The organism is Alistipes communis (genome assembly GCF_006542665.1).
GTDB classification, from domain to species: Bacteria; Bacteroidota; Bacteroidia; order Bacteroidales; family Rikenellaceae; genus Alistipes; species Alistipes communis.
The window spans coordinates 1564605-1585594 of sequence record NZ_AP019735.1 but is presented as its reverse complement, the minus strand read 5'-3'; the positions used below and the strand labels follow the sequence as shown (position 1 = coordinate 1585594).

Here is a 20990-nt window from a genome sequence, read left to right as displayed (position 1 = left end):
ATGCGGCACGAAGAACGACTTCTGGAAGAACTGCGCCGCGAACTGCGCGGACTGAGTACGACGCAGGCACTCGCCTACCTGCTGCGCGAGGGGCTGCTCGACCTGCGGCGCGCGGAGGAGGCAGCCATCCGCCGCGACGTGGCCCGGCGGACGGCGCGCGGCGAAAAGAAATGTTATGCGATGGGCGAAACGGCCTACGACTACTGCTGCTCCTACGAGAAGGTGCGGGGCATCATCTACCGAAACAAAGAAAACCAGTAACCATGAAATCCGACATTCAAATCAGAAATTCGGCCGACGTCTGCTACATCGATATCGAGGGGACGATCGGCGTACCCGAACAGTGGCAGTTCGCATCGCCCGACGACCGCGTGGCCACCTACGAAAAGTTCCGCGACGCGGTGGCGCGCATCGCAGCGCTCGACGCCCCGCAGGTGGTGGTCAACATCCGCTCGACGGGCGGCGACGTGAACGACGCGCTGCTGATCTACGACGCGCTGGCGGCGCTCGACGCCGAAGTGACCACCCGCTGCTACGGCTACGTGGCCTCGGCTGCGACGCTCATCGCACAGGCCGCATCGGAAGGACGGCGCGAAATCTCGGCAGGGGCGCTCTACCTGGTGCACGCGGCGGCCTGCGCCGCAGAGGGCAACGCCGCAGAGCTGGAAGCCCGCGCCGAACTGCTCCGCAAGACCGACGAACGGCTGGCCGCCCTCTACGCCCGACGGTCGGGACGCCCGCAGGAAGAGTTTGCGCAAAGGATGGCCGAGAACAACGGCAACGGCCGCTGGCTCTCGCCCGAAGAGACCGTCGCGGCGGGGCTGGCCGACCGGATCGTCGAGGGAGGCGAAACGGCCGAAGGCGAACGGTCGGCCGTGCGGAACCTCGCGAGCGGCTGGAACCGACTGTTGGCCGCATTCGGTCTGCACGGCGCGGCGGCTCCCGCCGACGCAGCGCGGGAGGAGGACCGCCGCAACGTCCTCCACCTCGACGACGCGGATCCGGCCGCCGGCCGTTCGGCGATCGAAGCCGCCGAAGGGCAGCGGCGCCACCGTGCGACGCAGGTGCTTGCGGCCGAAGACCCGTCGGTCGGCGAAATCCGCCGCTCGGCCAACGAAGCGGCCTATGCCGCCGACGCGCGGCAGTTCAAGACGGGGATATAACGGAGGTCGTTTCCCGAAGAATCGGCGGGAAATTTCTCCTCTGTTTTGCACACCCGCTCCGGGCGCTCGCGCCGATGCCGTCACTGCTTCCGCTATTTTCGCAGTGCGATCCCACAGGCCAGAGGCCTGCCATGTACGGACGCAAACAAATAACCATCGTCGCGCGCAGCGCACAACTGTCTCCGCATTGCGAAAAAGCGGGAAGAAGAACGGGCGGCGGATGCGCCGTCGAAAACGCGGGCGCGAGCTTGTCCGCGTAGCGTTTCAGGCGCAAGCCGTCGGCCGTTCCCCGACTTTTTCGCCCTGCGGACACTTTTGGCGCCACCTTTTGGTGTCAAAAGGTGGTAAAAACTGCTTCTCGCAGGAAACACTGCAACTTAGCTTCGGGATGTCACACCGTTTTTGCAGACCGATTCCGTCGAAAACATCTATATCCCGGAATCCTCTCCGGCTTCCTTCGCAGGAGGACGGAACGGATTTTCAATTCTTAATTTTTCACTCTTAATTCCTTAAATCCTATGTCTTTCATTGAAAACGCGAAGACCTACACGGGCCGCGATCTCGAAACCATCTTCTTCCGCCCGATGCTCAGCGGCCAGTCGGCCCTCGACCTGGGCGTGCGCATCCTCTACAACATGCCCGCACCGACGACCGTGCAGTTGTGGGAACGATCGGGCGACATCCTCCAACAGTACACCGCCGCAGGCTGGACGGGCGGCGATCCCGCCCGAAAACTCCAAAAGACGATCGACATGTCGAAGGTCAAGGCCGAACTGGGCTATTCGGCCGCCGACTACTTCTCGATGATCTACGAACTGATTACCAACCGCGCCGACGTCAACATGGACGACCTGACGGGTACGGAGCTCGAACAGGCCGAAACCGAGCTCTTCAAACGCGCCATCGCCGAAAGCCTCCGCGTGACGATGTGGATCGGCGACAAGGAGGCGGGCGCAGGCACGGAGTACGCCACGTTCAACGGATTCATCAAACGCATCTACGAACTGCTCGTCGAGAACAAGATCACGGCAGCGAAGACCTACGCCGCGGCCGACCTCGAAAAGGCCGCAGCGGCCGTCGATATCTTCGACGCCGCATGGACCGAAGCCGCCGAAGAGCTGACCGACCTGAAACCCGACGGACAGCTGGTCTACTTCGTCACCTCGGATCTCTACCACCTCTACGAAAAGTATCTCGACTCGTTCGCCAACACCGAGGCGGCCTACATCGGCCGGACCGAAGGCCGGCCGGTACTCACCTACCACGGCATTCCGGTCGTCGACCTCCACCTGTCGTCCTACCTGCGCGATACGACCTACGCCCAATCGTTCTGCCTGCTGACCGACCGGCGCAATCTCGTGCTGGCGGTCAACACCTCCGACTTCCCCGGCAACGAAATCCGCATGTGGTACAACCCCGACCTGATGGAGAACCGACAGCGCGCCGTCTTCATGGCCGGCTGCGAAGTGCTCGACGAGAAACTCGTGTCGTTCGCCTACAAGGAGTAATCCGGCCGGGCCGGCGCGACCCGGACCGGGCGTTCCGGCCCGCCTTTTTCCACCGACTTATGGACAACGCACAGAATTCATCGACACTGCCGCGCAAACCCGTGGGCGGCATCTGCCGCGTGCGTCTGGCATCGGCGCGCGCATTCTCGCCGCAAAGCCGTTTCGCGGAATACGAGCTCATCGACGACCGCTCGGCCTACGTCGAGACGCTGACGGCCGACGAAGGGCTGCTGCGCGTCCGCCACACGCTGACGCTCGTCTTCGACAAACACCAGGCCGACGCATGGTTCGACCGGCGGTGGCTGGAACGCTGCGCGACCGACGGAGTCGTCGCCGCGATCGAAACGGCCGCAGGCGAACGGCTGCGAATCGGCCGCTCCGACCGTTTCGGATGCGAGCAGGCGTTGCGGCTCGAACGTTTCACCTTCGCGTCGGGCGCTGCGCCCGGCGACCGCCCGACGGCGACGCTCGTACTTGCGAGCGAGGACACCGACCGGGCACAAACAGATACCGACGATTATGAAGAAGATTAAACCGAAAACGGCGCTGGCCGTCGGCAACCGCACCGACCCTTATCTCACCCTCGGCGCAGGCACCGTCCAGAGCGACCGTTTCTGGCGCTGGGGCGACGACAACCTCTTCCCCGCGGCGCTGGCACTCATGTCGCGCCGATCGACCACCCACCGGCGCATCATCAACGACAAGGCCGACTACATATCGGGCAAGGGCGTGGTCTGCGACACGGCCTCGCCGCTGCTGGCGCGGTTCATCGAGACGGTCAACGGCGACGGCGAATCGCTGCGCCAGCTGCTCAACAAGCTGGCCTACGACAAATCGCTCTTCGGCAACGCCTTTCTGGAAGTCGTGACCGACGCCCGGCGTTCGTTCCTCTCGCTCTACCACCAGGACGCCTCGCGCTGCCGGCTGGCCAAGGATTCGGCCCACGTGCTGCTGCACCACGACTGGGCGGCCTTCCGCGCCGAAGAGGCCCGCACGCTGCCGCTCTACCCCTCGTTCGAGAAACAGGCCGACGGGACGCTGCGCGCCGCGGTCCACTACAAGGACTACGAACCGATGTTCACCCACTACGGCGTACCGCCCTACATCGCCGGCTTCGGGGTCTCGGCCATCGCCTACAAGACCGACCGCTGGAACATTTCGCGGCTCGACAACTCGTTCCAGCTCTCGGGCGTGATGATGCTCGACAGCACGGTCGACAGCGAAGCCGAAGCGGAACGGGTCGTGCGGACGGCCGAGGAGCGTTTCGCCGGCAACCCCGGACAGGTGATGTTCGTACTCAAAGAGGGCAGCGAGAACGACCATTCGCGCTTCATCCCGATCGCTTCGCAGAACGACGGCGACTGGAAGGCGCTGCACGATCAGGCCGTGTCGGATATCGTGGTGGCGCATTCGTGGTTCCGCTCGCTCAGCGGACTGGACTACGCCTCGGGGTTCAGCGCGGAGCGCATCCTCCACGAATACGAGGTGGCGCTCAACACCGTCATCCTCGGCGAACAGGCCGAGCTGCTCGAACCCATCCGCGCGCTGCTGCGCCGGACGCTCGGCGTCGACGCCGCATCGCTGCAAATCGTCAACCGCCCGCCCACACGCTCCAAACCGCTCTACATGAAGGTCTGGGAGGCCCGCAAGGCCGACGGACTGGACTACGACCCCGACGACGAGAGACAGCAGCGCTATCTCTCGGAGATCACCCGCTACAACCTTACGCACATCGACTGACCATGCAGACACTCATCACCCCGACCGTCGTCGTCGCGCGGGCCTTCGCCGACGGCGAGTACGTCGCACCCGAAACCGTCTCCGAAGCGGCGATCGTCGCCGCGCAGGAGACCTACCTGCGCCCCGTGACGGGCGACGCGCTCTTCGAACGGCTGCTCGCCGGCGACCATGCCGACTTTACCGACGAATACCTCGCCGCGCCGCTGGCGCTCTACGTGCGCTATCTCATCGCACCGCAGCTCGACCTGCGGCACGGACAGGGCGGCACCGTGCAGCCCCGATCCGACGGCTTCGCGGCGGCCTCCGACGCAACGCTGCGCCGCAGCCGCCGCGCCCTGCTCAAAACCGCCCGCCGGCTGCTGCGGCGCGCCTCCGACTACCTCGAATCCCACGCCGCGCAGTTCCCGCTCTACGACCCGCAGGCCAACGTCCTCAACCGCTGTTCGATCGATGGAAAACTTGTACAGACCCGTTAGCGGCGCAGCGGCCGCACTGGCCGGCTGGTTCGCCCCCATCGTGCCGCTGGTAGCGTGCGTCTTCGGCTTCATCGCCGTCGATTTCCTGACGGGCGTGGCAGCCAGCCGCGCCGTCGCACGGCGCGAAGGCCGTCCGTGGTGGTTCGAAAGCGCCGAGGCGTGGCGCACGGTGCAGAAACTCGCGCTCGTCGCCACGGGCATCGTCATGGCGTGGGCCGTCGACCGCCACGTGCTCGACTTCATGGATCTGCACGCGGCGCGGCTCTTCACGGGCTTCGCCTGCGGCGTGGAGTTCTGGTCGTTCCTCGAAAACGCCGCCCAGCTCTCGGACGCACCGCTGTTCCGCTGGCTGAAACGCTACGTGCGGCGGCGTATGCGAAAGGAGGCGGGCAATGTCTGAGCTGCCGCGCGGCCTGCGCAACCGCAACCCGGGCAACATCCGCCGCTCGGCCGTGCGCTACAAGGGCGAGACGGAGAGCGACGACGCGGCTTTCAAGACGTTCGCCTCGACGGCGTGGGGTTACCGCGCGATGTTCGTCCTGCTGCACACCTACCGCGTCCGCCACCGCATCGCCACCCTGCGCGGGATGATCGCCCGCTGGGCTCCGCCCTCGGAGAACGACACGGGCGCCTATCTGCGCACCGTCGTCAGGCGAAGCGGCGTCGACCCCGACGCCGAAATCGACACCCGCGACGGCCCGACCATGACGCGCATCGCGGCGGCGATGGCGCGCGTGGAGAACGGCGTGGAGCCCGACGAGGCGGAGATCGCCGAAGGATGGCGGCTTTTCAGCGCGGATTTCTGACTTTTCATGCTATATTTGCGGTATGGGAGACACGCCGCTGCATCCGCCGCACAGCCAAAGCCGTCCGCTCCGGAAGGCCGCGGGGCCGTACCCGATGGCGTGGGTACTGCTCTTCACGGCGGCGGGAGTGGCCGTCGCCCGCTACGCGACCCTGCCGGCCGGTTTTCTGGCCGCAGCCTTCGCCGCAGCGACACTCATGGCCTTCATAACGTATCGACGACGCATCGGCAACGGCTACATCGCCATCGCCCTGCTGCTGCTCGGCATGGCGCTGCCCGCGCTGCGACCCCAACCGGCCTACGGCCCCGCCGGCATGAACCGCCTCCACGAAGCGGCGTCGGAACGCATCCGACGGCTCCATCTCCCGCCCGACGCGGAGGCCGTCGCGCTGGCGATGGCCGCAGGCGACCAGACGGAGCTGACACCCGAGCGGCGTGCGCCCTACGCCCGCACGGGAACGGCACACGTGCTGGCCGTATCGGGGCTTCACGTGGGGATGGTTTTCCTCTACGTCAATCTGCTGCTGGGAGCCCTCGCGCTGCTGCACCGCGGCCATCTCCTGCGCAATGCGGCGGCCATCGCCGTCATCTGGCTCTTCGCCGCGGCGGCGGGGCTGTCGCCCGGCACGATCCGCGCCGCCGTGATGTTCACGGCCCTGCAACTGGCGCTGGCCACGACGTCGCGCTACGCAGGCGTCAACATCCTCTCCGCGGCGGCCTTCGGGATGCTGCTGTGGCGGCCGTCCTATCTCTTCCACGTCGGGTTCCAGCTGTCGTTCCTCTCCGTGGCGGCGATCCTCCTATGGGGTATCCCGCTCTACCGGCGGCTGCGCACGCCGTGGCGGGCGGCGAACGCCGCGGTGGGAATGCTCGTCGTCGGCGCGGTCGCCTCGACGGCGACGGCGCCGCTCGTATCCTACTGTTTCGGGCAGATCCCGCTCGTCGGACTGGCGGTCAATCCGCCCGTCATCCTGCTCACCTACGGGGTGGTCGGGGTATCGCTGCTGTGGCTGGCGATCCCCTGGCCGCCCCTTTCGGTCGTCGTCCGTCCGCTGCTCGAAGGGCTGCTGTGGCTGCAAAACCGGCTGGTCGCCGAAGCAGCCGCCCTGCCCTGTGCCGCGATCGACTACCGGATGACGGCGGCGCAGACCGCCGTGGTCTATCTCTTTTTCGTAATTTTCACCCTCGCGGTATACCGTCCGTGGCTGAAAAATCGGTAACTTTGCCCGCATGACACGCGAAGAGTTCGATACGTTGTGCCGCGACGACGTGCGGCGCGCCGTGGAGGAGAATCTCGGCCGCGATCCGCTGGCCGTGGCGCTCGACCGGCGCACACCCCACGCCGCGCTGGTGGCCACGCAGGTCAAATACCTCGAACGCGCCCGCACGAAACTCCCCTCCTACTACGCCGCACGCTGCATCCTGCCGCCGCGCGCCTTCGAACAGGCGTCGAGCGAGGCGTGCGCCGCACACAAGGAGCCGGCGGGCGACACAGCGCTCGATCTGACCTGCGGGCTGGGCGTCGACGCGCTGGCGTTGGGCCGCCGCTTCCGGCGCGTCGTGGCGCTCGAACGCGATCCCGTGCTGGCGGCCGTCGCGGCCCGCAACCTGCGGCTGCTGGGCGCCGCGAACGTGGAGGTGGTCTGCGCTTCGGCCGAGGAGTACCTCGCCGCGACGACCGAGCGGTTCGACTGGGTGGCGGCCGACCCCGACCGCCGCAGCCGGACAGGGCGCAAACTCGTCCGGCTCGAAGAGTGTTCGCCCGACATCCTGCGGCTGCTGCCCGCCGTGCGGCGCGTCGGCGCGCGCCTCTGCCTGAAAAACTCGCCGCTGTTCGACGTCGACGAAGCGCTGCGGCTCTTCCCGACGGCCCGCATCGAGGCCGTATCGGTGCACGGCGAATGCAAGGAGCTGCTCGTCTACGACGACGGCACGGGGCCGCTGCTGCGGGCCACGGCGCTCGGCGGGGGAAGCGTGACGCTTCCGCCCGCTACGGCTCCCACACCGCCGCCACCGCCGTTCGACCCGACGGCATACGCCTACCTCTTCCTGCCCGACGTGGCGTTGCAGAAGATGCGCCTCGTGCGGCGGGCGCTCGAAGGGCGGGCCGACGTGTGGAGCGAGAACGGATTCGCCTTCGCCCACCGGCCGGTCGAGGGCGTTCCGGGGCGGACGTTGGCCATCGGCGCGATCGGGCCGTTCGACGCGAAGGCGCTGCGTCGCGAGCTGCGCGGCGAGGGTATCGAGATCTTCAAACGCGACTTCCCGCTCACGCCGGAGGAGATCCACGCCCGCACGGGGACGCATGCAGGCAGCCGGCAACGGCTGGCCTTCACCCGCATCGGCGGCAAACTGTGGACGATCCGTCTGGCGGCCGAGGCACCCGAAACGGAGAGGGAGGGATAAGGCGACCGACCGCTCTGGCCGCAACTGCGGTTCGCCGCCGGCGGCAGGTAGTGCACGAGCCGGAGCGAAGTGCAGTCCGCCGCGTGGGGCGGCGGCGAACTGCCGACATCGCCCGGTGATGTCGGACATCGGATTCAGAAAATAAAAAATGCGGATACGCATAATTTAAGGAAATACAATGGACGACGTAAGACTGGACAAATATCTGTGGGCGGTGCGCATCTTCAAGACGCGCAGCGACGCCGCCGAGGCGATCCGCACCAACCGCGTGACGGTGGGCGGCGCGACGTGCAAACCCTCGCGCGAGGTGCGCATCGGCGACGTGATCGCCGTGAAGCGGATGCCCGTGGTCTATCAGTACAAGGTGCTCAACCTGGTGACGAGCCGCCAGCCGGCCAAGAACGTGCCGGCCTATTGTCTGAACATCACCCCGCAGGAGGAACTGGACAAGCTCGACGCGCCGCGCGAGACGATCTTCGTCTTCCGCGACCGCGGCACGGGGCGCCCGACCAAGAAGGAGCGGCGCGAACTGGATTCGCTGATGGACAACATGCTTTACGAGGAGGAGTAGCCGATGCGACCCGAACGACTCTTCGAGATCCTCGCCGTGGCCGAACGGCTCAAATGCAATACGCGCCACTCGTGGACGTCGACGGGCCGCCGCGAAAGCGTGGCGGAGCACAGCTGGCGGCTGGCGCTCATGGCGCTGCTGGTGGCCGACGAGTTCCCCGACGTGGACTGCGGCCGCGTGGTGCGCATGTGTCTGGTGCACGACCTGGGCGAAGCCTTCACGGGAGACATTCCCGCCTTCGAGAAACGGCGGCAGGACGAAACGCACGAGGCGGCGCTGCTCGCCCGCTGGGTAGAGACCCTGCCCGAACCGCTGCGCGCCGAATGGCGGTCGCTCTATGCCGAAATGGAGGCGCTGGCCACGCCCGAAGCCCGGCTCTACAAAGCGCTCGACAAACTCGAAGCGGTGATCCAGCACAACGAGGCCGACATCGCCACGTGGCTGCCGCTCGAATACGACCTCAACATCGCCTACGGTGCCGACGAGGTGGCGTGGAACGGCTACCTGCGACGGCTCAAAGAGGCCGCCAACGAAATCAGCCGGCAGAAAATCGCCGCAGCGAAGGAGCAGGCGCCCGACGACGCGGGGAAATAGCCGGAGCAGTCCGACGGGGTGCGCAGCGCTGTGCGCCGCAGTTTGCAGAGTCTCAGCAAAAGTTGTACGTTTTGGCAGGCATTCGGCCTGCACGAATGTGCTTCGGAACCATTCCGAACCTTTTCTTTGGCGTTTCCTGCAAGCAGCGGGTTTACCACCTTTTGGCACCAAAAGGTGGTGCCAAAAGCATCCGCCAGGCGAAACCGCCGGGGACCGACCGTCGTCTGTGCCTAAAACGCTACGCGGCAAGCTCGCGCCCGCGTTTTCGCAAGGCGGAGTTCGTGGTGCGCTATCGCGCAACCGTGATTATTGATTTTCCACACATGGCCACACGCGAGTTGGCTGTATTGCCGATCTTGCGGGACGAAGCCTGCGGAGCACGCATAGCGGGCCTCCGCGGGCGGAGGATTCGGCCCGCGCGGCGCCCCATGGCGCCGCAGTATTGCAGCGAGTAGATCCTTCATCTTGGCTTCGCCGAAGATACTCCGCCTCGACAATGTTCAAATAAATTTGACATTGCCCTCGCTTAATCGTACTTTGGCCGACGCCGAAGATACTCCGCCTCGGCAATTGCAAATAAATTTGCATTGCGCTCGGCTTAATCGTATCTTTGCACCGCTATGGAAAAGAAACTGTACGAAAAACAAGAGATATACGACCCTGCAACGATCGCCGAACTGAGTGAGCACTACGCCGCCATTCTGCGGCTGCTGGGCGAAGACCCCACGCGCGAGGGGCTGCTCAAAACCCCCGAGCGGGTAGCCAAGGCAATGGCTTTCATGACCAAGGGCTACGCTGAGGATCCGCGCGACATTCTCCTGTCGGCTATGTTCCGCGAGGAGTACCGGCAGATGGTACTCGTGCGCGACATCGAGGTCTACTCGCTGTGCGAACATCACATGCTCCCCTTCTACGGCAAGGCGCACGTGGCCTACATCCCCGACGGCTACATCACGGGGCTGTCGAAGGTGGCGCGCGTGGTGGAGTGTTTCGCACGCCGCCTGCAAGTACAGGAGCGGCTGACGGTGCAGATCCGCGACTGCATCCATGAGGCGCTGCACCCGCTGGGAGTGGCCGTCGTGATCGAGGCCAGCCACATGTGCATGCAGATGCGCGGCGTCGAGAAGCAGGAGTCGTCGACCACCACCTCGGCCTTCACGGGCATCTTCCTGCGCGACCACCGCACGCGCGAGGAGTTCATGGAGCTGATCCGGTAGCGCCCCGCCGACGGAGCGGCCGCGACGCGAAACCGCTCCGCCCGGACGCCCCCTGCCTCAACGCAATCCGCCCCGAAGGCTGAAACTTTCGGGCGTCGGCTTGTACGCCGGCGCGCAAGCCGACGCCCGAAATTCTGCAATCCGGCGACGCACTCCTGCCGGATCAGTCGACGTAGACCAATTCGATTCCTTTGGTACCACCGAGCCGGTAGTTATTCTGATCGCGCCGCAACCGAATCCTGCGCAATGTCTCCATCGGGCGACACTCGATCCAGTTGATGCTGCATCCAGAAATATCCAACTCTTCGAGCAGGTTGCCCTGACAAGAGAGCGTATAGATCTCCGGCGGAAGTACAAGCGTCGTCAACCGGTTGTCGCTGCAATCTATTTCTGCATATCGGTTCCCGTTGCATCGAGAAAAGTCGAGCGACGTAAGCGCCGTTCCGGTGCACCGGAAATCTCCCACATAGCGGAACGCATCCATATTCAGCATTGTAAGGTTCGAGCAGTTACAGCAATCAAAGTTCATCACCTGTCCCGACCCATCGATGCACTTCAAGCGGCCGCAATCGGAAACAGCCAGCTTCCCAATCTTGACATACCCCTTCACCTCCAACCGTTCGAGCGGGAGTTTACGGAGTTCCACACTCGACAACTCGGTTTCGGGCAATGTCAATTCTCTCAACGGCATGTCGGTCAAGGTCAGATACATCAATTGATGGCAGCCGCTCAAATCGAGCGAGGTGAAATCTACGTCGTTCAACGCAAACGATATAAGCAGATCCGAGTCCCCGAACACAATCTCAGAGATCCGACTGTGAGTGATCGATAAATGACTCAGTTGCTTGAACTCCGACAGGTCGAGCCGGACACAAGGCAATCCCCCACAATGCAGTTCATACAATTTCTCATGATGACGCAGATCCGACGTGACGAGGCAGGAACAGTCGAGTAACTCCAAATCGGGACAGGCATCGACATTCAGCTCGGTAAAAGGGTTATCGTAGCACGTCAACCTTCTCAACGCCGGACATCCGCTTACATCGAGCGACGCAAGCCGGTTGGAACTGCAATCGAGTTTTTTCAGTGCCGCGGTGCGCGGCAACCGTAAACATTCCAGCTCACAGGTCTCGCATATGAGCAATTCGAGCGCCGAACAGCCGCCCGCATCGAGCGAGGTGAGATTTTGACTGGAACAATCCAACGTTTCGAGGTTGGCGAAATAGTGCAATCCTTCGAGGCTCGATATCGTCTTCCCATAAGTCTTATATGACGGACAGCGGATCTTGGTCACGGCCAGCGCCTCCTCGCGCGAAATCGCGCCGTCGCCATCGGTGTCGGCAATGCGCAGACACAGCGTCCGGAACTCCCTGTCGGGGATCGCATCGGCCACATTCGGCGGATAATCGGCGGCGGCGTAACCGGCCAGGCACATCGTCAACACGAAAAGGCCCGACAGCAGGATACTTCTCTTTTTCATGGTCGCGCGATTTGATTTATTCGACATATTCGATTTCTACACTGAAAGAGCAATCGTTTCCCTTTTCATCGCGGATGTCGATGCCCCCACCGTATATTGCTATCGGTGCATTTTTGTGCATGCGAATCTTTTTAAGCTCCGATCCGGCACGAACGTGTATGATAAGGTCTGCCAGTTTCGGACAATGGCTCAGATCGAGTACTTCACTCGGATAAAAATTGTAATAGAGCTTCTTCAGATTGGCTCCGTCGGCGAGCAACGCATCATAGCAGCCGGCATTGGCAGCCGCAAACGCCAGATATTGCAAGTGCGAAGGATCAGGCAGATTGACAGAGCTCAATTTCACCTCGGAAAACGAATCGACGAAAAGCCGCAATTCCTGTACATTCCCGCATCCCGAAAGATCCAGTTCTTCCAAATTGAACAACGAATAAAGCTCAATTTCAAGTGGAGTATAACCGACCGGCCCGCGGAACCTGATTAAATTCGAATTATACAGACATGAAATCTTTTGCAGCCGGGAGTTGTAACGCAGATCGATCTCTTTCGGACCACTGTACTCCCAAGCAAAATTCTCAAGATTGCTGAAATATTCGATCCCCTCTAACGACAAAAAACGGCCCGACACATCGGGAAAATGGATCATTTTCTTAACAGCCAGCACCTCGTCCTTCGACAGACGGCCGTCCTTGTCCCTGTCATACCGTTCCAGACAGTATTCACGAAACCCCTCGTCGGGAATCGCCGTAGCCACGTCGTCGGGCCAGACGAGCGGCGGCAACTGAGGATCGGGCTGTTCGTCGTCGTCGGAACAGCCGGCAAGCAGCGCCAGACACAACAGCAAGCAGAGGGTTTTCCAAGAGAAATAAGGTTTCATAGGCTATGGATTCAGGGAGTTCGCAGCACGATCCGCCGCGGGAAACACGGCAGCGAAAGGGTTCCGCCCCTCCGAAAGCGGGGGAAGGTGCCGGGGCCGACCCGATCGCCGGATCGGCCCCATCGGCATCGGAGACAATACACGTCGGCGTGATCGTTCCATCAGAGAGGGTGGTTTTGGGTTGGTTATCACAAATATACGAAACAATTTCCCGATTCTGCAACTTTTTCCGCAAAAAAATCGGGGGGGGGTAAATTATTCCATTCGAGCGTAGAAATAAGACATACGGACTTTTCGAGCCATACGTTCATTCGGTGTCGTCCGACAAGAGAGCGGCCGCGGCCGTCGGGTGCCTGTCCCGACGGCCGCGGCGAACCGGAACGAACCGCTCCGTCAAAGGGGCCTGCGCACGACGTAGATCCAGTCGTCGGGCAGTGCGTAGCGCCGCCGCTCCTCCGCGCTGAAACGGGCCGCATAGTCGATCTCACGAACTTCGAACCCCGCTTCGCGCAACCGCCCGCCGTAGTCGCGGCCATAGATGCGCCGATGGTCGTACTGCCCGAAAATACGGGTGCGCTCCGCCGGATCGGTGATCGAATCGTCCTCGAAGGTCGCAGCGCGCGACCGGTCGACGGGCGAGAGCAGGATGCCCCAGCCGCCCGGACGCAGGATGCGGTAGAACTCGCCGAGCGCACGGCGGTCGTCGGCGACGTGTTCGAGCAGATGGTTGCAGATCAGCACGTCGTAGGAGGCATCGGGAAGAGGGATTCGCAACACGTCGAAATGCAGTTCGGCCAGCGGGCTCTCCAAATCGGCCGTCGTATAGTCGGCCGCCCTGTGCCGCAGCCGCTTCATCAGACAGACTTCGGGGGCGATATGCAGGATCCGCTGCGGCCGGCGCAGCAGATCGGTTTCGCGCGTGAGGTAGAGCCACAGCAGCCGGTGCCGCTCCAACGACAGGCACGACGGACAGAGCGCATCGGCACGCGGCGCGACGTAGCCGTAGGGCAGGAACCGACGACGGCGCGCACCGCACACGGGGCATTCGCGGCCGCGCCCCACGTAGAAAAGGCCCGCGACCGGCACCGCCCACCCTGCAAGGCGTTGCAGGAGGGGCCGCGGCACATGGTTGAGCGCCCAACGGATCAGCCGCTTCATTCTCCGGTGATCTTTTTCACGTCGGACTCGGCCTTCAAGAGCCGTTTGCGGCAGAAGGCGATGAGCGTCGTGGCGCGCCTGACCTCGGCGGCCAGCGCGTCGACCGACATCTCCTCGTTGCGGAATTTGGCGAGGATGGCCTCGATCTCGGCCATCGCTTCGTCATAGGTGAGTTCCTTTTTATCCATCGTTCTATCGTTTTTTCTTCGTACATGCGACCACCGCGGCCTGCACTTCGCCGTCGGCCAGCGTAATGTCGAGCCGGTCGCCCGGCGAGAGCCCCTCGGCGCTGCGCAACGCTTCGCCGCCGCGGCGGACGACGGCGAACCCGCGCCGCAGCACCCGTTCGACCGAGTAGCTCAGCAGCAGCTCCGAAGCGGCCGCGAGCCGGCGGTCGTGCCCGCGCAGCAGATCGGCCGGAGCCGCGAGTAGCGTCTCTTCCGCCCGGTCGAGGCGGCTCCGCCCCTCCTGCAACAACCGCTGGCTCTGCTGTGCGAGAGCCGCGCCGAGCCGTTCCAGTCCGACCGCCGCCGAATGCGTGATCGCCAGCGCCGCATTTCCCAACTGCAATCCGGCCCACGCCAGATAGCCGTCGGCCTGCGCCATCCGTTCGACGAGCCACGCCGCCACGGCCGTCGGCGTTTTGAGCGCCGTATGCGCCACCAGATCGGCGACGCTCGTATCCTTGTCGTGCCCGATGCCCGTCACCACCGGCAGCGGAAACTGCGCCACGTGGTTGCACAGGCGATAGGCGTTGAAACAGTTCAGGTCGCTCGACGACCCGCCGCCGCGGATCATCACCACGGCATCGAACGCCTCCCCGGCAGCGGCGATGCGGCTAAGCGCGTCGACGATCGAATCTTCGGCCGCCGCGCCCTGCACGACGGCGTCGAAGAGCGTGAGACAGAAGCGATAGGGGCTTTTAGCCAGTTCGTTGCAGAAATCCTGATACCCGGCCGCACGGCTGCTCGACACCACGGCGATGCGTTGCACGACGGCAGGCATCGCCTGCTGCCGGTTCATCTCCCACACCCCTTCGGCCTGCAAGCGGGCGATGGTCTGCTGCCGCTGCCGCTCCATGTCGCCCAGCGTGTAGGCCGGATCGACGTCGAGCAGTTGCAGCGAGAAGCCGTAGAGTTCGTGGTAGTTCACCGTCGCTTTGGCCAGAATACGCATGCCGGCGGCGAGCCGCTGCCCCGTCTCGGCCTCGAAATAGGCGGCGATGCGGGCGTACTGCGACCGCCAGATCACGGCGCGCGCCTGCGCTTTGGGAACGCCGTCGCCCTCCCCCTTCTCGACCAGTTCGAGGTAGCAGTGCCCCGAATAGTTGACCTTGACCTCCGCGATCTCGGCACTCACCCACAACGGCAGTGCGAAACGCTCTTCGAGCGCCTGCCGCACGCGGCGCTGCAACTCGGACAGCGTGATGTACTGCGCAGCGATCATCGGTTACTTCAACTCCTCCTTCGTAAAGGGTACGTCGACCTCGCCGATGGCATAGCAGGCGATGTCGTAGGGGTTGTAGTGGAAGACGATCCCTTCGGGCGTGACCTCGAAATTCTCGGTCGGGGCGATCGTTTCGGGGAAGAATCCCCGCTGGGCGAGCTCCTCGTCATCGGCGGCACCGTACTGCTCGCGGAGCTTCGCCTTGATCCGCTCGGTGAGCCGGGGAAGCTGCTCCTCCGGAAAGAGGTCGCCGAGCGAGAGTTCGTAACCGCCCTTCGTCCAATAGTTGTGGTACTCGGTCGTGCGCATACCGTGCGCACCGCCCGTATAGCTCTCGCGGCGGATCGTGTAGACCGTGAGCGTATCGACCGGCGCCTGAGCGGCCGCGACGCTGAGCGAATAGCGCATGTCGGGCATGTAGAGCGTATCGCAGGCATTGTCGGCGGCGAACCGTTCGATAAAACGGCGTGCGGCCTCCTCGGCCGTCCCCGTGAAGTCTTCGAGTGCGAAGAAGTAGTTGACGTTGGCGTTCTCGATGGCTGCGAGCGCCTCGCTGCGGTCGGCGTTGGCGATCGTGAGGAAGCGGTACGACAGATCGCACGGCACCGCTCCGCACCGGACGACCGTATCGAGCGACCGCTCGGCGAATTGCGGCGCGGCCGCACGCCGGCAGCAGCCGGCCATCCCCGCGGCAAAGGCCGCCAGAAGAACGAGAGCAGGTAATTTCATAAGGCGTGGTCTTCAAAAATTAACACCCGTAAAGGTAGCACAAATAATAGGGAAAAAGGTGCGAACGACGATTTTTTCCGAAAAATTTTGGAGATTCGGATTAATGTATTACTTTTGCACCCACAATCGGTGGATTCATCTAAGGGTTAGGATACATGCCTCTCACGCATGACATAGGGGTTCGAATCCCCTATCCACTACGCAGGACGATCGCTACGGCGGTCGTCTTTCATTTTTTGCGGGACGGTGCGGGGAGTCGGACGGGAATATCCGCGCAGGACTCGGACAAACGGAGCCTCAGAAGACGGAACGACGAAAAGCACGTTTCGCCGAACGCGACATTCGAAGAGAGGCGCGGCGCGCCCCCCATCCGCCAGGACGAGCGGCCGGAGGCTCCGGCCGTTCGTCTTCTTCGGGAGACTCCATCCCGCCCGCCTCCGAACGATCATGCGAAAAAGAGCGTAAACGTCACCTTGCCGTCGACATTGGAGGTCAGGCGCAGCGATCCGCCGTGCAGCTGCATGATGCGCCGCGATACGCTCAATCCGATCCCCGACCCGTCGGACTTGGTCGTGAAGAAGGGCGTGAAGATATTGTCGGAGACTTCGGCGGGAATGGCGGCGCCGTTGTCGCCGAAGTCGATCCGCACGGTTTCGTCGGCCGAAATGCGCGCCACGACCTCGATGCGGCCATCGGAGAGCCCCTCCGCTGCTTCGCGGGCATTCTTCAACAGGTTCACCGCCACCTGTTCGACCAGCCCCTCGTCCGCGTAGATCAGCATCTGCGACGGTTCGACGTCGAGCCGCACCACATCGGAAACCCCTGCCAGCATGACGGCCCGTTCGAGCATCCCGCGCACCTCGAATGCCGATTTCCGAGGTTCGGGAATACGTGTGAAACGCCGGAACGTCTCGACGAAAGCCGTCAGACGGCGGCTCGTCGAAGAGATCGTATCCAACCCGCGCTCCACATCGGCATCCAGCCGCCGGCCGAGATGCAGCAGCGTATCGCTCAGCGAGGTGATGGGCGCCAGCGAGTTCATGATCTCGTGCGTCAGAATCCGGGTGAGCTTGCTCCACGACTCGACCTGCACCGCACTCAGATAGTCGTCGATGTCGCTCACGGCCACGACGCGAAGATGCCGCCGGTCGAGCGTGATCTCCGAACAGGTCAACGACAGATTGACCTCGCCGCTTTCGGTCCGGCACCGCACGCGCAGACGCTCGCCGGAACGGATCGCCGTCAGCGCGCGACAGGCTTCGGGCAACAGCGGCTCCACCTGCCGCACATGCGTCATCCGCGGCAGACCGAAGATACGCAGCGCCTCGTCGTTGACCTGGTAGACGCTGCCCCTGTCGTCGACGGTCAGCAGCCCCGTGCGGGCGCACTCCATGATGAGCCTGTAATAGCGCTCGCGTTCCTCGGCACGCAGCTTGGCCCGCACGATGATCTCGCGGATACGGTTCAACGCCACGTTGAGCGCCCGTTCGCCGCCGGAGGCCGCACCCTCGCAGAAACGGAAATTCAGATCGTTGTTTTCGACGGCATCGAGCAGAAAGGTCACACGGCGCATCGACGCGTCGTACAACCGCACGAGCCGGTAGACCGCGATGCCGCCGAACGGCAGAAGCAGCAGGGCGAAGGCATAACGCCCCGCCGCCGACAACGCAGCGGCAGCGGCCGTCACGGCGATCAGCACGACGACGTGGGATACCAGACGGAAGAGATCGCCACCGTATTTCATAAGCCGTAGCGTTTGATTTTGTTATAGAGCGTCTGCCGCGTGACCCCCAACTGCTGCGCTACGGCCGAGAGATTGCCGCCGTGGCGTTCCATCGCCTGTTCGATCATCGCACGCTCCATCTCTTCGAAGGTGGTGAACGCCGCGGGCGACGGCCCCTGCGCGACGGGGCGCAACAGCAGCGTCGCCGGCGATATTTCCGTTCCGTCGCACAGGATAACCGCCTTCTCGACGGTATGCTGCAACTCGCGGATATTGCCCGCCCACGCATGAGCGACCAACTCGTGCTGAGCCGCCGCATCGAAATCGCGGATCGGTTTCCGGTACTTGCCGGCATAACGCACGAGAAACGTCCGCGCCAGCAACAGAATATCCTCGCGGCGTTGGCGCAGGGGCGGCAGATCGATGTGAATGGTATTGATACGGTAGAGCAGGTCTTCGCGGAACGAGCCTCCGGCCGTCATCCCGAACAGATCGCGGTTGGTCGCCGAGATGAGCCGGCAGTCGACCTTCACGGGCAGATTGCTGCCCACGCGGACGATCGCGCCGCTTTGCAGCGCCGTCAGCAGTTTCGGTTGCAGATGCAGCGGCAGGTTGCCGATCTCATCGAGGAAGAGCGTACCGCCGTCGGCGACCTCGAACTTTCCGGCACGGTCGGTGCGCGCATCGGTGAAGGCACCCTTCACGTGGCCGAACAGTTCGCTTTCGAACAGCGTCTCCGGCACGGCACCCATATCCACGGCCACCATCGGACCGCCACTGCGATGCGAGCGGCGGTGGATCTCGCGCGCCAGCATCTCCTTGCCCGTACCGTTTTCCCCCGTAATGAGGATATTGGCATCGGTCGCCGCGACCTTTTCGACGATCTCGCGGATACGTTCCATCGCAGGACTCGTTCCCCAGAACATCGTCTCGTCGACCGTCAGTTCGCGCCGGATCTCCCGCAGCCGTTTCACCTCGCGCTGCGAACGGGCCAGCTCGCAGGCGTTGCGCAGCGAGGCGACCAGCCGCTCATTATCCCAGGGCTTGACCACGAAATCGACCGCACCGTCGCGCATGGACCGCACTGCCAGATCGACATCGGCATAGGCCGTAAAGAGAACGACCTTCACGTCGGGACGTATGTCGCGGATCCGCCGCAGCCAGTAGATGCCCTCGTTGCCGTTGTTGACGCCGGCCGTGAAATTCATGTCGAGCAGCACGGCGTCCACCGCCTCGCCGCGCAGCACGGTATCGAGCAGTTTGGGCGAAGTCAACGTCGTCACCTTCGCAAAATGACGCTCCAGCAACAGCCGCAAAGCACCCAGAATGCTGCTGTTGTCATCCACGATCAATAAATTACCCTCTTTTGCCATCGTACAGCGTTGGTTTGCGGCAGTCGTTTTCCCGCCCCGGCACAAGCCCGAATAGCTCCGGAATTGCACCCGGCTCGACGAAACCGCCCGTCTTTCCGGTAAAAGTAACTCTTTTCGGTGAAAAACCGGCAAAGACTGTCTACTTTTTTTACATCCCTGTCCATTATTTTTACACCTTCGCAACCGCTTTATCACGACAAACACTTGATTACAAATCAGTTTAAACGATTGGCATCGAATTGGCAACTTCGGTGAGCAAACCAAGAATACGAGAAAAAGATGCTGAAACTATCGTTTTCGATCGTCATACTGTCTATTTTATTGACACCCTCCGTCGCCCGACAGCGGATCGCCGCATCCGAAACGCCGCCGGCTGCCGATACGGTCGCACGAACGGAACCGCCCGCGTCGGACGGAACGGCGGCACTCCCCCGTCCTGCCGCAGACACCGTCTCCGCAATGACGCTCGACGCCTGCATGGCCTACGCCGTCGAACACAATCCCAACGTCCGGCAGCAGATCTATGCGAACCGCAACTACCGCCAGGAGTATATCGCATCGATCGCCGCACTGGTTCCCTCGATCAGCGCATCCGCCAGCGCCACGACCAGTTTCGGCCGTTCGGTCGACCCCGAAACCAATACCTACACCACCGTCGCCAATCTCGACAACTCGTATAGCCTGTCGGGGCAGATTCCCGTTTTCGCAGGATTGTCGGGAATAAACACCGTGCGGGCGGCACGTGTCATGCGGCTCATGGGCATCGAGGAGCTGCAACAGGCCCGCGACGAAGCGGCGCTGAACGCCATGCAGGCCTACTTCGACGTGGTGTACTACACCGAAAGCGTCCGGCTGGCACGCGAACAGCGGCAGACGAGCGCCGCCAATCTGCACAAGAGCCGCAAACTCTACGAACTGGGGTTGAAAAGCGCCGCCGACGTGGCGGAGATCGAATCGCAATGCGCCTCGGACGATTTTCTGCTCACGCAGCAGGAGAACAATCTCGCGCTGGCCAAAATCTCGCTCTGCGAAGCGATGAACTATCCTTCGGGCTGCTGTCCGGAGATCGTCGCCGAGATCGCCGTCGGCACCCCTACCGGCGCGGCCGCCTACGGAGAGGTACTGGCCTACGCCCTCGAAAAGCACCCCAAAGCGCAGCAGGCAGCCTACAACGTGCAGCAGATGCGACTCAAATACTCCGTCGCAAAGGGAAAATACTACCCGTCTGTTTCGGTAGGCGGCGGCTACTCGACCAACTTCTTCATGAGCCTCGACGACCGTTCGCTCTACGCCCCGTTCGGCAGCCAGCTCCGCGACAACCGGGGTTATTACTTCTCGGCGCGGCTCTCGATCCCGATCTTCGGGGGACTGACCAAGCGTACCTCGGTCAATCGGGCTCGCAACAACTGGCGGATCGCCGAATTGCAGCGCGACGCGACACTGCGCACGCTGCAAAGCGAGGTGGCGCAAGCCTACCAGCAGATGCTGGGTGCGGGCAAGGAGTTCGTACAAGCCTCCAAGAAAGCGGAAGCCGCACGGCTGGCCTACGAAGCCGTCGCCGGCAAGTACGAACGGGGCATGGTCTCGACGCTCGACCTGCAAACGGCCTCCGACAAGCTGCTGCAAGCCCGCGCCGAACGGATTCGCACCCGCCTGCAATACATCATCAAAACCCGATTGGTGGAGTACTACAACGGCGAGCCGTTGATCCGCTGACACATAAA

The 20990-nt window shown here is 63.2% G+C and carries 22 protein-coding genes and 1 tRNA gene; 15 read left to right on the top strand and 8 right to left on the bottom strand.

What is annotated here, in order from left to right; all coding sequences use genetic code 11:
- From FMF02_RS06580 to folE, 13 genes are all read left to right on the top strand, one after another.
- Complete coding sequence (locus FMF02_RS06580) at nt 1-261, top strand: hypothetical protein (protein WP_227045329.1); 261 nt, start codon at nt 1-3, stop codon at nt 259-261.
- A 2-nt stretch (nt 262-263) separates the two neighbouring features.
- Entirely contained in the window at nt 264-1163 is a 900-nt protein-coding gene (locus tag FMF02_RS06575; protein ID WP_141412570.1) for a Clp protease ClpP, read from the top strand.
- A gap of 518 nt (nt 1164-1681) precedes the next feature.
- The gene (locus tag FMF02_RS06570; protein ID WP_141412569.1) at nt 1682-2671 is read left to right on the top strand and encodes a hypothetical protein; all 990 of its coding nucleotides are present in this window, start codon (nt 1682-1684) and stop codon (nt 2669-2671) included.
- A gap of 59 nt (nt 2672-2730) precedes the next feature.
- Nucleotides 2731-3204 carry a hypothetical protein gene (locus tag FMF02_RS06565; RefSeq protein WP_141412568.1) on the top strand — a complete coding sequence of 158 codons (474 nt, stop codon included), beginning with the start codon at nt 2731-2733 and terminating at the stop codon, nt 3202-3204.
- The gene (locus tag FMF02_RS06560) at nt 3191-4411 is read left to right on the top strand and encodes a phage portal protein (RefSeq protein ID WP_229090226.1); all 1221 of its coding nucleotides are present in this window, start codon (nt 3191-3193) and stop codon (nt 4409-4411) included. The genes FMF02_RS06565 and FMF02_RS06560 overlap by 14 nt, the downstream gene beginning before the upstream one ends.
- A 2-nt stretch (nt 4412-4413) precedes the next feature.
- On the top strand, nt 4414-4887 hold the full coding sequence (locus FMF02_RS06555) for a DUF6712 family protein (RefSeq protein WP_141412567.1): 474 nt from the start codon (nt 4414-4416) through the stop codon (nt 4885-4887).
- Complete coding sequence (locus FMF02_RS06550; protein ID WP_141412566.1) at nt 4862-5287, top strand: phage holin family protein; 426 nt, start codon at nt 4862-4864, stop codon at nt 5285-5287. Before FMF02_RS06555 ends, FMF02_RS06550 begins: the two co-directional genes overlap by 26 nt.
- Nucleotides 5280-5693 carry a structural protein P5 gene (locus tag FMF02_RS06545; protein WP_370745547.1) on the top strand — a complete coding sequence of 138 codons (414 nt, stop codon included), beginning with the start codon at nt 5280-5282 and terminating at the stop codon, nt 5691-5693. Before FMF02_RS06550 ends, FMF02_RS06545 begins: the two co-directional genes overlap by 8 nt.
- A gap of 22 nt (nt 5694-5715) precedes the next feature.
- A complete protein-coding gene (locus tag FMF02_RS06540) occupies nt 5716-6912 on the top strand; it encodes a ComEC/Rec2 family competence protein (protein WP_141412565.1) in 1197 nt (398 codons plus the stop codon).
- Nucleotides 6913-6922: 10 nt separating this feature from the next.
- The gene (locus FMF02_RS06535) at nt 6923-8098 is read left to right on the top strand and encodes a THUMP-like domain-containing protein (protein ID WP_141412564.1); all 1176 of its coding nucleotides are present in this window, start codon (nt 6923-6925) and stop codon (nt 8096-8098) included.
- A 178-nt stretch (nt 8099-8276) separates the two neighbouring features.
- A complete protein-coding gene (hslR, locus tag FMF02_RS06530) occupies nt 8277-8669 on the top strand; it encodes an Hsp15 family ribosome-associated heat shock protein (RefSeq protein WP_141412563.1) in 393 nt (130 codons plus the stop codon).
- A gap of 3 nt (nt 8670-8672) precedes the next feature.
- The gene (locus tag FMF02_RS06525) at nt 8673-9263 is read left to right on the top strand and encodes an HD domain-containing protein (RefSeq protein ID WP_141412562.1); all 591 of its coding nucleotides are present in this window, start codon (nt 8673-8675) and stop codon (nt 9261-9263) included.
- A 620-nt stretch (nt 9264-9883) separates the two neighbouring features.
- Nucleotides 9884-10480: a GTP cyclohydrolase I FolE gene (gene folE / locus FMF02_RS06520; RefSeq protein WP_019130590.1), complete on the top strand. Its 597-nt coding sequence runs from the start codon at nt 9884-9886 to the stop codon at nt 10478-10480.
- Between the two features lie 163 nt (nt 10481-10643).
- On the opposite strand, the gene FMF02_RS06515 is transcribed toward folE, so the two are convergent.
- From FMF02_RS06515 to FMF02_RS06490, 6 genes are all read right to left on the bottom strand, one after another.
- Complete coding sequence (locus FMF02_RS06515; protein WP_141412561.1) at nt 10644-11960, bottom strand: leucine-rich repeat domain-containing protein; 1317 nt, start codon at nt 11958-11960, stop codon at nt 10644-10646.
- A 16-nt stretch (nt 11961-11976) separates the two neighbouring features.
- Nucleotides 11977-12837, bottom strand: a complete 861-nt coding sequence (locus FMF02_RS06510; protein ID WP_244611642.1) for an EF-hand domain-containing protein — start codon at nt 12835-12837, stop codon at nt 11977-11979.
- Between the two features lie 393 nt (nt 12838-13230).
- A complete protein-coding gene (locus FMF02_RS06505) occupies nt 13231-13995 on the bottom strand; it encodes a methyltransferase domain-containing protein (protein ID WP_141412560.1) in 765 nt (254 codons plus the stop codon).
- The gene (gene xseB, locus FMF02_RS06500) at nt 13992-14183 is read right to left on the bottom strand and encodes an exodeoxyribonuclease VII small subunit (protein WP_019130595.1); all 192 of its coding nucleotides are present in this window, start codon (nt 14181-14183) and stop codon (nt 13992-13994) included. Before xseB ends, FMF02_RS06505 begins: the two co-directional genes overlap by 4 nt.
- Nucleotides 14184-14187: 4 nt before the next feature.
- On the bottom strand, nt 14188-15441 hold the full coding sequence (xseA, locus tag FMF02_RS06495; RefSeq protein WP_019130596.1) for an exodeoxyribonuclease VII large subunit: 1254 nt from the start codon (nt 15439-15441) through the stop codon (nt 14188-14190).
- 3 nt (nt 15442-15444) lie between these two features.
- Nucleotides 15445-16170, bottom strand: coding sequence for an RsiV family protein (locus FMF02_RS06490; protein ID WP_019130597.1), 726 nt, complete (start codon nt 16168-16170; stop codon nt 15445-15447).
- A 128-nt stretch (nt 16171-16298) separates the two neighbouring features.
- Here FMF02_RS06490 and FMF02_RS06485 point away from each other — a divergent pair.
- Nucleotides 16299-16370: transfer RNA gene (locus tag FMF02_RS06485), tRNA-Glu, on the top strand.
- Between the two features lie 245 nt (nt 16371-16615).
- Here the strand turns inward: FMF02_RS06485 and FMF02_RS06480 are convergent.
- Both FMF02_RS06480 and FMF02_RS06475 read right to left on the bottom strand, forming a co-directional pair.
- Complete coding sequence (locus FMF02_RS06480) at nt 16616-17914, bottom strand: sensor histidine kinase (RefSeq protein ID WP_141412559.1); 1299 nt, start codon at nt 17912-17914, stop codon at nt 16616-16618.
- Entirely contained in the window at nt 17911-19266 is a 1356-nt protein-coding gene (locus tag FMF02_RS06475; protein WP_141412558.1) for a sigma-54-dependent transcriptional regulator, read from the bottom strand. Before FMF02_RS06475 ends, FMF02_RS06480 begins: the two co-directional genes overlap by 4 nt.
- Nucleotides 19267-19545: 279 nt before the next feature.
- On the opposite strand from FMF02_RS06475, the gene FMF02_RS06470 reads away from it, so the two are divergent.
- Nucleotides 19546-20982: a TolC family protein gene (locus FMF02_RS06470; RefSeq protein ID WP_244611641.1), complete on the top strand. Its 1437-nt coding sequence runs from the start codon at nt 19546-19548 to the stop codon at nt 20980-20982.
- The last annotated feature ends 8 nt before the right edge of the window (nt 20983-20990 follow it).